General features: G+C 61.3%; 8 protein-coding genes. 1 reads left to right on the top strand and 7 read right to left on the bottom strand.

The genetic code is table 11. From position 1 onward, the window contains the following. Positions 1–6: 6 nt before the first annotated feature. The 5 genes from AB4P94_RS09325 to AB4P94_RS09305 all read right to left on the bottom strand — a co-directional run bounded on the left by AB4P94_RS09325 (position 7) and on the right by AB4P94_RS09305 (position 5,806). Complete coding sequence (locus tag AB4P94_RS09325) at positions 7–1,155, bottom strand: iron-containing alcohol dehydrogenase (RefSeq protein ID WP_395610306.1); 1,149 nt, start codon at positions 1,153–1,155, stop codon at positions 7–9. A gap of 216 nt (positions 1,156–1,371) precedes the next feature. Then, the gene (locus AB4P94_RS09320; protein WP_017739612.1) at positions 1,372–2,196 is read right to left on the bottom strand and encodes an ABC transporter permease; all 825 of its coding nucleotides are present in this window, start codon (positions 2,194–2,196) and stop codon (positions 1,372–1,374) included. A 12-nt stretch (positions 2,197–2,208) separates the two neighbouring features. Continuing rightward, positions 2,209–3,441, bottom strand: a complete 1,233-nt coding sequence (locus tag AB4P94_RS09315; protein ID WP_395610305.1) for an ABC transporter permease — start codon at positions 3,439–3,441, stop codon at positions 2,209–2,211. Between the two features lie 168 nt (positions 3,442–3,609). Then, a complete protein-coding gene (locus tag AB4P94_RS09310; RefSeq protein WP_395610304.1) occupies positions 3,610–4,650 on the bottom strand; it encodes an ABC transporter substrate-binding protein in 1,041 nt (346 codons plus the stop codon). Between the two features lie 43 nt (positions 4,651–4,693). After that, positions 4,694–5,806, bottom strand: coding sequence for an ABC transporter ATP-binding protein (locus AB4P94_RS09305; RefSeq protein ID WP_071484835.1), 1,113 nt, complete (start codon positions 5,804–5,806; stop codon positions 4,694–4,696). Between the two features lie 305 nt (positions 5,807–6,111). Between AB4P94_RS09305 and AB4P94_RS09300 the strand changes: the two genes are divergently transcribed. Continuing rightward, entirely contained in the window at positions 6,112–10,764 is a 4,653-nt protein-coding gene (locus AB4P94_RS09300; RefSeq protein WP_395610303.1) for a hypothetical protein, read from the top strand. 18 nt (positions 10,765–10,782) lie between these two features. Here AB4P94_RS09300 and AB4P94_RS09295 read toward each other — a convergent pair whose 3' ends face one another. Together AB4P94_RS09295 and AB4P94_RS09290 are read right to left on the bottom strand one after the other, a co-directional pair. Continuing rightward, positions 10,783–11,412: a response regulator transcription factor gene (locus tag AB4P94_RS09295; RefSeq protein ID WP_178920246.1), complete on the bottom strand. Its 630-nt coding sequence runs from the start codon at positions 11,410–11,412 to the stop codon at positions 10,783–10,785. A gap of 21 nt (positions 11,413–11,433) precedes the next feature. Next, positions 11,434–13,428, bottom strand: coding sequence for a histidine kinase (locus tag AB4P94_RS09290; RefSeq protein WP_395610302.1), 1,995 nt, complete (start codon positions 13,426–13,428; stop codon positions 11,434–11,436). Positions 13,429–13,467: the final 39 nt, after the last annotated feature.

Raw genomic sequence — 13,467 nt, 5'->3', positions numbered from 1 at the left:
CAACGGTTAGTAAGCCGCCCGGTAGATTTTCTCGATATCCGCCGCGCTGAGCTTGCGCGGGTTGTTGCGCATCAACCGCTCGATACCCGCGGCTTCCGTGGCCATGGCCGGGATCGCGTCCTCGGGAACGCCGAAGCTGCGCAGGCCTGCCGGGATCTCCACTGCGGCACACAGTCGCGTCATCGCCTCGACGGCTCTGTCGGCGGCATCATTGACGCTCAACCCCGTGATATTGACGCCCATGGCCTGGGCAATGTCCTGCATGCGCTCCACGCAGGCCAGCTTGTTCCAGTGCATCACGTAAGGTAGCAACAGCGCATTGCTCACGCCGTGGGCGATATTGAACCGCCCGCCCAGCGGATACGCCAGCGCATGCACCGCGCCCACCCCGGCATTGCCGAACGCCATGCCGGCCATCAGGCTGGCGGTGGCCATGTCGTCACGGGCCTGCAGGTTGGAAGGGTTGGCGTAGGCCTTGGGCAGTGCGTTGGTGATCAGCTTGATGGCGCCAATGGCCAGGGCGTCGGTGATCGGCGAGGCATTCAGCGACAGGTAGGATTCGATGGCGTGCACCAGCGCATCCACGCCACTGGCGGCAGTAACGCCGCGCGGGCAGGTGAGGGTCATCTGCGGGCTGATCAGCGCGACATCCGGCAACAGGTAGTCGCTGACGATGCCCTTTTTCAGTTGTGCGGCCTTGTCGGAAAGGATTGCCACATTGGTCACCTCCGAGCCCGTGCCCGCCGTGGTGGGAATGGCGATCAGCGGCGGGCCTTTGCGCGGCACCTGGTCGACGCCGAACAAGTCCGCCAGCGCGCCGTGGTAGCCGGCGTAGGCGGCAACACTTTTGGCAATGTCGATGGCGCTGCCGCCGCCTACCCCGATCAGCCCGTCATGCCCGCCTTCGCGGTACACGCGCATGCAGTCCTCGACGATGGCGATTTCCGGGTCGGGCAGTACGCGGTCGAAAATCTCGTAAGTGCGCTCACCCAAGTGTTCGAGCGCCAGCGCTACGGTGCCGGACTTGACCAGCGCCACGTCGGTGACGATCAGCGGGTTGTCCACATCCAGGCGGGTGAGCTCGGCGGCCAGCTGTTCGATGGCGCCAGCGCCGGTCAGCAGTTTGTGGGCGATCTTGAATGAGGAAATACTCATGTGCGCGGCCTCTTGTCAGGAAATGGGCTGGCACAAGATTAGCTCGGGATTTGGGGTTGCCTAGCATTCAGGGTCTGAATGGTCATTCTTGACTCAACATAGAACCCATGTGGGAGCGGGCTTGCTCGCGAATGCGGTGGTTCAGTTAAAGATGCATTGACTGACACACAGCTTTCGCGAGCAAGCCCGCTCCCACATTTTGATCTCCGCTTGGCTTCAGACCTGCGCAGTACGCAGTTTTTCGCTGCGCCCGCGCAACCATTCCAGGGTCAGCAACAGCAGCACCGAGAAGGCAATCAGCAGGGTCGCCGCTGCCGCAATCGTCGGGCTGAGGTTCTCGCGGATGCCACTGAACATCTGCCGAGGCAAGGTGGCTTGTTCGGGCCCGGCGAGGAACAGCGTCACCACCACTTCATCGAACGAAGTCGCGAAGGCAAACAGCGCTCCTGAAATAACCCCGGGCGCAATCAGCGGCAAGGTCACCCGGCGAAACGCAGTCAACGGCGAGGCTCCCAGGCTGGCCGCCGCGCGCACCAGGTTATGGTTGAACCCCTGCAACGTCGCCGACACGGTGATGATCACAAACGGTACGCCCAGCACCGCATGCACCACGATCAACGAAAAGAAGCTGTTGCCCAGCCCCAGCGGCGCAAAGAACAGGTAACTGGCCACGCCGATAATCACCACCGGCACCACCATCGGCGAAATAACCAGCGCCATCACCAGCGCCTTGCCGGGGAAATTGCCGCGCGTCAGGCCAATCGCGGCCAATGTGCCAAACACCATGGCCAGCACCGTGGCCGCCGGGGCGACGATGATGCTGTTCTTCAGCGCACGCATCCATTCCGCCGAGGCGAAGAAATCCTGATACCAATGCAGCGAGAAGCCTTGCAACGGGTACACCAGAAAACTGCCGCTGTTGAATGACAGCGGGATGATCACCAGCACCGGCAATATCAAAAACAACAGGATCAAGCCGCAGAGAATCCGCAAGCTGTAGAACCACACCCGCTCAACGGGCGACATGTAAGGGCTCAGCATCGCAAGTTCTCCTCAGCTCAGGCGCAGGCGGCTGGCGCCCACCAGCCGGTTGTAGATCAAATACAGCAGCACCGTGGCCAGCAGCAGCAAGCCGCCCAACGCCGTGGCCATGCCCCAGTTGATGCTGGTGTTGGTGTAGAAGGCCACAAAGTAGCTGACCATCTGGTCGTTCGGGCTGCCGAGCAGCGCCGGGGTGATGTAGTAACCAATCGCAAGGATGAACACGAGCAGGCAGCCGGCGCCCACGCCGGCGTAGGTCTGCGGGAAGTACACACGCCAGAAGCTGGCGAACGGGTGGCAGCCTAGAGAAATCGCCGCGCGCATATAAGTCGGCGAAATCCCTTTCATCACGCTGTAGATCGGCAGAATCATGAACGGCAGCAGAATATGGACCATCGAGATGTAGACCCCGGTACGGTTGAACACCAGCTCCAAAGGTTTATCGATCAGGCCCAGGCTCATCATCGCGCTGTTGATCAAGCCACCCGATTGCAGCAGCACGATCCACGCAGCCACCCGCACCAGAATCGAAGTCCAGAACGGCAACAGCACCAGAATCATCAGCAAGTTGCTTTTGCGTGCCGGCAGGTTGGCCAGCAGGTAAGCCAGCGGGTACGCCAGCAGCAGGCAGATGAAAGTGATCACCAGGCCCATCCAGAACGTGCGGGCGAAGATGTCGAGGTAAATCGCCTGATCCGGCGTGGCGGGGGCCACTTCACCGAGGTCGTCGATGCGATGGTCTACCGCCGCCAGCAGGTAGTAAGGCGTAAGCGTGCTGGTATTGCGCCGGATCGCCTGCCAGTACGCCGGGTCGCCCCAGCGCTCGTCGAGGCTTTCCAACGCTTCTTTATAGGAGGCCGGCGCTTCGGTAAACGGCAGCGCCCGCGCGGTTTTGGTCAGCAGGCTGCGGTAGCCGGCCAGTTCCATGTTCAAGCGCTTGGACAAATCGCCCAAGGTCTGGTTTTTGCGCGCCTCGCCCAGGTCCTCGCTCAAGGCCAGGTACACCGGCTCACCGGGCAAGCCACGACCATCCCAGGCCTTGACCGCCACCACGGTGCGCGGCAAACCGCCCACCACTTCCGGGTTGCCAACGCTTTTGTAGAGCAGCGCGACGATCGGCACCAGGAACACCAACAGCAAAAACAGCACCAGCGGCGCAATCAGGGCCTGGGCCTTCCAGCGGTTGAGCCGTTCGGCACGCGCCAGGCGCTGCTTGAGGGTGGGGCTGGGGATGGCGGTGACCATGGTGAACTCCGTTAATCCAAGGTGAATTCCCGGTGAGCCGGGCTTTCTGTGGGAGCCGGGCTTGCCCGCGATGGTATCGGCTCGGTGTATCAGAAGCACCGAGGTGTTTGCATCGCAGGCAAGCCAGCTCCCACAGAGGCTGGCTTCCACACAGGGGGTTATGCGGTGTTACTTGGCAGCCCAGGCGTTGAAGCGTTGCTCCAGCTGCTCGCCGTTATCCGCCCAGAAACTCACATCGATCTGCACCTGGTTGGCGATGTTTTCCGGGGTAGTCGGCATGTCCTTCAACACGTCCTTGGCCAGCAATGGCACCGCTTGAGTATTGGCCGGGCCGTAGGCGATGTTTTCCGAGTAGGTCTTCTGCTGCTGCGGCTGCACCGAGAACGCGATGAATTTCTTCGCCGCTTCCGCGCGGTCTTTCGGCAAGCCTTTAGGAATGGCCCAGGCGTCGAAGTCGTAGATGCCGCCGTTCCACACCACTTTCAGGTTGCTTTCTTTCTGCACGGCAGCAATGCGGCCGTTGTAGGCGGAGCTCATCACCACGTCACCGGAGGCGAGGTATTGCGGCGGTTGGGCGCCCGCCTCCCACCATTGGATATACGGTTTGAGTTCGTCGAGTTTCTTGAACGCGCGGTCCTGGCCATCTTTGCCGGCCAGCACTTTGTAGACATCCTTCGGCGCTACGCCGTCGGCCATCAGTGCGAATTCCAGGGTGTACTTGGCGCCTTTGCGCAGGCCGCGCTTGCCCGGGAATTGCTTCACGTCCCAGAAATCTGCCCAGCCGCCTGGTGGTGCTTTGAGTTTGTCGGCGTTGTACGCCAACACGGTGGACCACACAAAGAAGCCGACGCCGCACGGCTGGATGGCGCCTTTCACGTAGTTCGCGTTGTCACCAAACAGTTTCGGGTCCAACGGTTCGAACATGTCCTCGTCGCAGCCACGGGACAATTCCGGCGACTCCACTTCCACCAAGTCCCACGACACGCTCTTGGTGTCGACCATGGCTTTGACCTTGGCCATTTCACCGTTGTATTCACCGGCGACGATCTTGCCGTTGCCCGCGCTTTCCCACGGTGCATAAAAGGCTTTGACCTGAGCCGCCTTGTTCGCGCCACCAAAGGACACGACCGTCAGGTCCGGGCCTGCCATGGCCTGTGTCGCGCCCATCAAGCTGATAGCCAGGGCCGAATATTTAAGGGATCTCAACATTGTTGTTCTCTCCACGTGCAGGGTTGGTGAAGCCAGGGGGCGATCAATTCGCCTCTAGAAGTGGGTCGAGTGCGCGAACGTGCTCGACTTGCCAGCCAATCGGTACCACGTCGCCGACCGCCAGGGCCGGGTCCAGCTCGGCAATCGGTTGTTTCACAAAAAAATCGGCTTTGCCGCAGACTTCCAGGCGCACACGCACGTGGTCGCCCAGGTAGATAAATTCGGCTACGCGCCCCGAGAAACGGTTGACGCAAGATTCGCTGGAGCCGTTAAGGCTGACGCGCTCCGGGCGGACAGAAAGCGTCACCGGGCCGCCGACCTGGCCGACGTTTACCGCCAGCGCCTCGACCTTCTCGCCACGCGCCAGCTCCACCACGCAACGCTCACCGGTGTGGCTGTGCAGGCGGCCATTGAGGCGGTTGTTCTCGCCGATGAAGTTGGCGACAAAGGTATTTTTCGGTTCTTCGTAGAGGGTGCGCGGCGCGGCGATCTGCTGGATCTCGCCTTGGTGAAACACCGCCACACGGTCGGACATGGTCAGGGCTTCGCCCTGGTCGTGGGTCACGTACACCACCGTCACGCCGAGGCGCTGATGCAGGTGCTTGATCTCCATTTGCATGTGTTCGCGCAGTTGCTTGTCGAGGGCGCCGAGGGGTTCGTCCATCAGCACCAGTTGCGGCTCGAATACCAGCGCGCGGGCCAACGCCACACGCTGTTGCTGGCCACCGGACAACTGCGCCGGGTAACGCTGGGCAAAGGCGTCGAGCTGGACCATGCTCAGCACGCGTTTGACCCGCTCGCTGATATCGGTCTTGCTCAAACCGCGCACCGACAGCGGGAACGCGAGGTTTTCGGCGACGGTCATGTGCGGGAACAGCGCGTAATTCTGGAACACCATGCCGATGTCGCGCTTGTGCGGCGGCACGTTGTTGATGGAGCGCCCGGCCAGCAGGATTTCCCCGGCGGTGGGCGTCTCGAAACCGGCGAGCATCATCAGGCTGGTGGTCTTGCCCGACCCGGACGGCCCGAGCAGGGTGAGGAACTCGCCCTTGCGGATTTCCAGGTTGAGGTCTTTGACGATCAGGTTCTCGCCGTCGTAGCTCTTCTGCACGCCACGAAAGCTGACCAGCACATCATTTGAATCCACCTCGCTCATACCCGCACCTTTTTGTTTTGGACTGCTGTGGCACAAGCGTAGTCCAGGGCGCAGCCCCCGGAAATCGGGGGCCGGGAGAGAATGGCATCAGCCGGATGGAAGGTTGGGGGTAGGGATCGCCCTACACGGATGGCGCTACCGGATATGTGGGCGCCTCGTCCACACGCGCGCGCGCCACAGGCAGGCGTTCGACCGCCCGGCAGCCTGTCGCAAACAGACAGCACTACATAATGAACGCCATTCGCCAGGGCTGCGCCGCTATATCTGGAGTTCGTGACTTTCAGATCCAGGAAAAAGGATTTCCCATGACAAACAACCGCCTTGCGCCCCTCTCGCTCGAACAGGCCATCAGCGCCCAATTCGCTTCACGTCCCGCACTGGCGGATGTGGCCTGGCGACTGTTGAGCGAGGCCATACTTAAAGAATACCCAACAATCAAACTTGATCCGGGCCTGACACGGGTCGGCCTTCCAACCGCGTCTGCCAGGCTTGAGTTGACGCCGCTGATGACGCTGATGCTGGACTTTCTGGGCACCGGCAACGCGCCCGACTTTCAAGACAAATTCGGCCAAAGCGCGCGCCTGGTGGATGAAACCTTGATCATCAAACTCAGCCCACCCGGAGCCGCCAGCACGTTCCCCGACATGGCGCTGATCCAGCAGATGATCATCGAACTGCCCTGGGGGCTGACCGCTGCGTTGCAAAACAGTCTCGCCGCCTACTGGCGTGACCCGGCCGACACTGGTACCAGCCGCTGGCAATGGCTCAGTGACCGGCTCAAGGAAACCCTGCAATCCTGCGCTATTGAGCAAGCGGAGCTGGATATCCTTGAACGCGAAGCCATCGATCAACTCGTGCGCTACCCGACCCTGGAACAACGCACGCAACTGTTCGCAGGCCATGCCGTGCATGCTTATTGCCCTGAGCTGGTCTACACGCAAGGCGCGCTGACAACCCGTCAGTTAAGCCCGGCGCTGCTGCTGGTTCGCTCCGTCGCAGGCCAGACAAGTGTGCTGCTGTGCGACGCGACAGGTGTGTGCGAACCCTTTTCCTCGGTCGATGCCTTTATCCAGACATGGGGCCAGCGAATGGCCGCGCTTTATGAAGTGGAGCACATCACCCTCAATCGTTACGAACCCGGTGGAAATATCTTCGACTGCCACGCCGCCACGGTACTGAACGAGCAATTGGAAAACCTGCAAACACTGGGCATTCCCTCCAACCAGGGTATCGAAAAGCTCACTGCGCTTTACCAGCGCATCACCGATCCCGGCTATTACTTCCTCAACCCGGCCCGACCGTCATACTCGACACAGGCCAACGTGCACGAACCTTTGCCTGAGTGGCTGCAAAACGCCTCACCGGCCGACCGGATTGCCTATCGACAGCACAGCCTGGCCCTGGCAAGCGCGAAAAAACGTAGCCACGGGCACACGTTTCTCAGCGACATCGCGGATATTCACAGCTTCGCCACAGAAGCTTTGCACAGCCAACTCAAGCTCGACGAAGCAAGGCTGGGCGGGGTCAACGCCGAACACTCAAGGGCCCACGAGTTTCTGCCCGAAGACCTGCAACTGACCTTCATCAACGCCGCGGGCTTGCCGGGCGCCGTGGGCGTGACCCAACGCATAACCTTGAACCTGGTGGATCTGGCGATTGCCAACCTGGCCGGGCAACCGGGAACCCTGACGACCATCAGCCACAGAACAGGCCTGGCGCTGCCTGACTGGCTGACCCCGAGCTACATCACACACACTGACGGCCTGATCGAAACCGTGGATATCGGCAAAACCTACCCCGACATGCTCAGGCAACAGCTGCTCAGTGATGACAGCCTGATCCCGGAGCGCGAAACGCGCTTCGCCGACCAGACCACCGCACAACTGCCATTGCTGGCCCTGGAACTCAAACTCCGAGGGCAAAACGGTTTGACCGAGCGAGGTGTGCGCTGTGTCTGTGCATTACTGAGTGCTCGCGTCCAAGACCGCCAAGTCGATGGTCAGCCCGTGGTCATGCGTGAATTGGCACTGATACGCAAAGCCGGCGCCAACGCCGATACCGTCGCCAACATGTTCATCATCGAGGCGCAGGACACCCATGTCGGTCCGCATCTGCTTTACCGGCCCCTGTACGCTGAGCCTTTGCAGGAATTCACCACGCGCCCGCAGCTGCTGCAAGCACTGGCTGAACCGGGAGAATTGCAAACCAGCGTTTTGACATGGCTGTCCGACAGTGCCAGGCCCATTTATGACAACGGCGGGTTCAAAGAGCCCCACTACGTAAGGTTCGGTCGCGGAAGCGATTTCGGTTACGTCGAAAAACCCCAGCCCGCCACGCTTGCCGTCGACGAAACGGGCAGCGAGCTGCAGCTGAGCCTTACCAACGGCAAACTGATGCAATACCTCTACGGCAGCAACGCTCGGGCATTGGTCGACCAGGCGGACCGCGATTCGGTGTCCAACCACGAAAGCCGTTGGGCCGTATTCATGGAGGGCGCGAACCTGCTGTTCAGCACGCTTTTGCAGCCCTTTCTGCGCGGCCCCATGATGCTCACCGGTTGGCTGATCTCACTGATGAACAGCGCCAGCCACGACATTCCGGCACTCAACAGCCCGAACCCGATCACCCGAGAGCTGGCATTGGTCGACCTGTTGATGAACGTCGGCATGCTCTTGCTCCAGCTACCGTCTGCCACTACCCGCCCGCCAACACCCTTGGGCCAGGATATCCAGGCATGGCAACCGCCGGGCTCGCGGCGCGCCCCCGGGCAGTGGCCCGAACCGCTCCCGGCGCAAGTCCGCGAAGGCAGCGTGACACTCGACCCAGAAGCAACCGGCGTTCATGGCACGACCTTCGACTTCAGCTTTTCAAGCGCCCGTGATCGGCTCACGCCCGGCCAGGCCGAACGCTTGGCGAGCTTCCAGGTACCCCGCCCCAATGACCTGCCGCCGGCGATGGCAAGCGGGCCGGGCAAAGGGCTGTACGAGATGAACGGCAACCGCTACGCACAGGTCGATGGCCTTTGGTATCGAATTGAAATGCGGCCAGACAACCGTGTCGTGATCGTTTTACCCACGGAAGGTAGTACGTCAGGCCCTTGGCTTAAAACGGACGGCGAAGGGCATTGGTCATTGGACTTGAACCTGCGGCTGCGCGGCGGCATGCCTCTAAGCCGGATCGAGGCCGCGCGCCAGGCCAAGGCCGAGAGAAAGGCTCAGCTGACGACTGAACTTACTCAATTGAATGAAGACCACCCGTCCTTACAAGATGCTGCCGACCGCGCACATCGCGCGATGGATGCCGCCAACAATGTCGCTACGCGGCGCACCTTCGACGCGGCGCTGAATACCCAGACCCAGCGTTACCAACAACTATTGGACTCGCTCAAAGAGCGTCGCGAACTACAAATCCCCGTAGCACCAAAGACCGTGGCGATTTTCCTGAGCAACGCCATCAAAAACGTCCGCAAATCGTCACACCTGGCCAGCGAAGACCGTTTGGACTTGTGCGCGGCACACCCGGAGTTCTTTATCCAGACCGAACAGACGGCCCGCCAGATCCTGACTCACAAAGACCGCTACGCGCCGTTCACCCGACAACTGATCGAAATCAACGAGCGACAAATACAAGCCCTCGACCGTCAGGACCGCTACCTTCAGGAACTCACCGAATTGGGCTCGCCTGGCGCAGACGAATACAAAACCCTCACCGCAGACCGTAGTGAAGAAGTCACTGCACTGGGGGTGAGGTTCCTGCAATTGCAGAGCTTGAAATTTTCACTGTTCAAGAACCTGGCTGACTTCCCCGACGAACTCTCGGCCATCCTCGACCCGCTGGGCGCACAGGTGCGTACCCATGCCGAGCTCAATCGTCTTGAGCTGACACCCGATGACCGCCTGCAAACCCTGGAAAGCCTGAACGAGCGGTACGGTCAGGCGGTAGACGCATTGCAGGGCGAAGCCATCGTCAATGCCGATGGCATCGACATGGCGTACTTCACCCGCGTCCAGAAGCTGGTGGAAACCTTGTACCTCGACACCACCCGGCAGCTGGCCGAGGCGATCAAGCCCGATGCCCAACTCACTGCCCGGCCACCCAAACGGCCCGCGCTCAGGCAAGGAGGCCTGCAAAAAAGGGTGATCAAGACCCGCAAGCAAGGCGTACTGATCGGCGACTTCAAGGCCGCCAACAACGATTTGGCGATAAGCCATGTCGAGGTCAGGTCTGAACAGGACAAGACGTTGTTGGCCACCTACACACTTCACGATGACGTATGGGATGAGGTCCAAGTGGTGACAGCACAGCATCCGCCTGCGCCTGCGACACGACCGCTGAACGTGATCAAAACGACGGCCCGCCGGCGCCTGGCAGAGCTGAATCAAATTCTCGTGCGCGAGGAGCGTTACGCCAAAGACTCGCGCTTTCCCGTGGAGATAGAGGAAAGCCTGCAACGTGCCGCCAACCGCTACAGTGACCTCTTCTCGGAACTGCAACGGGCTCTGGAACTGGAAAAGAAGACCGACCAGAACCTGCTCGACGACTTGGAGAAAGCCGCCACCACACTGACGGGCAAAGGCCAGGAACTGCGCATCAGGACCTCTCTGGCCTTACCACCGACCCACGCCAACCTGGCTTACTTGTTGGAACTGCAAAAGGTACAGGTCGCCAGGCTGGGTGATCGCAAGCCAATGCGCGGCGAACGCAAAGACTTCATCCAGGAATACGCAGTCAATGATCGTACCGGCGCCCTGTTGTGGTATGCCCATTTTCACTATCCCAACGCCAATACGGCGAAACAGTCCTACACCGTCGCGCATTTGAAAACGGTCCAGCAGCGCAAGGAAAGCTATTTCTCGTTGCTGGCCAAGTCCTCCGGCAACCAGGGCCTTGTGGATGTGCACCGCGGGCTCATCGGCAAAAACCTGGCACAGCACTGGTTTTTACCGCTGGCGCCTTGATCCGCGATGAAGCGATGCCTAAAGCAGCTTGTGCTCCATGGCGTACTTCACCAGTTCGGCCAGGGACGTGATGTTGAGTTTCTGCATCAAGCGCGCCTTATGGGTGCTGATGGTCTTGCTGCTCAGCGCCAGTTGCTGGGCAATATCGTTGACGTTGGCGCCCTGGGCCAGGCGCTCGAATACCGAGAACTCCCGCTCGGACAGCAATGAATGCAGCGGGCGTGTATCAGTCAGGCCGACCTCAAACACCATGCGGTCGGCCAGGTCCGGGTCGATGTAACGCCCGCCCGCCGCGACCTTGCGAATCGCCGTGAGTAGCAGCGCCGGATCGCTGTCCTTGGTGGCATACCCCGCCGCGCCGACCTTCAAGGCGCGGGCGGCCATTTGCGCTTCGTCGTGCATCGACAACACCAGAATCGCCGGCGGGTTACTCAGCGCACGGATGCGCGCGATGGCCTCCAGGCCATTCACCCCGGGCATCGAGATATCCAGCAACACCACCTCGCACGGCACATGGCGCAAGGTCTCCAGCAACTGCTCGCCATTGCTCGCCTCGCCCACCACTTGCAGGTCTTTGGCCAGGCCGATCAATTGCTTGATACCTTCACGCACGATGGTGTGGTCTTCGGCTACCAGTACACGGATCACAGGGCTTTCCTCTTTTTATAGTCACGCATCCAGCGGCACCGTGACGCTCAGGGTGGTGCCCTCCCCCGGTTCGCTGTGCAGGCTCATCTGCCCACCCATCATCAATACGCGCTCGCGCATGCCCACCACGCCGAATGACACCGGCCGCCCCTGGCCCAGGATAAAACCGACGCCGTCGTCGCTGATGGTCAGCCGCAGGTCCTGGCCTTCCACGCTCAAGGTCAGCTCGACAGTATGCGCCTGGGCATGGCGCATTACGTTGGTCAGCGCCTCCTGCAAGATCCGGAACAGGCCGATGGCCTTGGCATCGCTCAGGGTCGGCAGGCTCTCCGGTACTTGCACCAGACACGGGATTTGCGTGCGGGCTTCGAAACGCCGGGCTTGCCATTCGATGGCCGAGGCGATGCCCGCGTCCAGAATCGGCGGGCGCAAAGCAGTGGCCACATCGCGCACCAGCTGGAATAACTGGGCGATCAGACGCTTCATGCTGTTCAACCGTTCGTTCAAGCCGGGGTCGAGTTGCGCATAGGCCAGCTCGCACATTGAGGTTTCCAGCTTGAGCACTGTGAGCATCTGCCCAAGCTCGTCGTGGACTTCACGGGCAATACGCGCTTTCTCCTCCTCGCGCACGGTTTCCAGGTGGGCGGAGAGTTCACGCAGCTGCGCTTCGCTTTGCAGCAGCGCGGCCACGTAGCGACGGCGCTCGGTGACGTCATTCAGATAGACCACCAGGTATTCGCCGTCTGCGAACCGCAGGAAACTCAGCGACACATCGGCCGGCAGAAGGCTGCCGTCGGCACGCAGGCAATCGGTGGCGAAGTTTTGCGGGCCTTCCTCGCTGGCGCGGGCGCGCTTCCACAGGTTGAGCCAGCGGTCCATGTTCAGGGTCGGGTCGAAGTCGATCAAAGGCCGCTCGATCAACGCGCCGGGAGGATAGCCCAGCATGGTTTCGGCGGCGCGGTTGGCGTAGCGCACGTGGCTGTCCCAATTGACCCAGAGAATTCCCACGGTGCTTTGGTCGATGGAAAACTGTGTCAGTCGCAGCGCTTCGGCCCCGGCGGCGCGCGCGGCACTTTCTTCGCGAGCCGCCAGCAGGCTGTGTTCGAGCACGCGTTGCTGGCGACGTTGCCAGACCACCACCGCCAGGCTGGCGAGGAGGAACAGGCCCAATAACAGGCAGAGGTTTTGCCACAGGCCCGGCGACTCCGTCAGCCGCGGGTATTTGGGTTGCAGCCAGCGGCTGTGCAGTTGATCGAGATCACGGGCCGGTATCGCGCGCAACGCGCTTTGCAGGATGGTCGCCAGCTCCGGCCACTCACGGCGCGAGGCCACTCGCAGCAACTGCGGCAGGCCGATATCGCCCACCACCGCCAGCCCGGCAAACTCCGCCTCGCCAGACAGCCGGCTCAGCTGCGCTTCGTCGACCACGGCGTAGCGTGCCTGCTGGCTGACCAGCAATTGCAGGGCCTGGCGCTCCATGGGTACGCCTTGCAGGTTCAGGTTGGGATAGGTGCTGCGCAGGTAATCGGCCACAGCACTGGGCATGCGCACGGCAACGCGGGATTGTTCGTCGAGTTTTTCCAGCTCCACCGCACCGCCGCCTTCGCGAATGCCGATGATGTGCTGGGGCACGCGCATATAAGGGTCGGTGAATAACCACAGGCGCAGGCCGGCGGGGGTTTGTTGCAGGCCGGGGGCGATGTCCACCTCGCCATCGCGTACGGCGGCCTCCAGTTGTTCCTGGCTGGGGAAGTTGCGCCACAACAGTTCAATATTCAACGCCTTGGCCAACCACTGCATCAATTCTACGTTGGCCCCGGACAACCGCTGCAGGCGCCGGTCGTATTGCGCGTACGGCGCCTGCAACACCACACCCACGCGCAGCTCCGGGTGCTGCGCCAGCCATTCACGCTGTTGCGCATTCAGTTGCGCCTGTGGCACGGCAGGCGCAGGCGCGGCGGTCGCCATCAAGGCAACGCACAAACAGCCGATAACCAGCAGACAGCGAAAACCCATGATCCACGTCTCACATCACTGACAAATACTGACCAACCC

This window comes from Pseudomonas sp. B22129 (assembly GCF_044218875.1).
Lineage (GTDB): Bacteria > Pseudomonadota > Gammaproteobacteria > Pseudomonadales > Pseudomonadaceae > Aquipseudomonas.
This window is presented reverse-complemented; position numbering and strand designations above follow the sequence as displayed.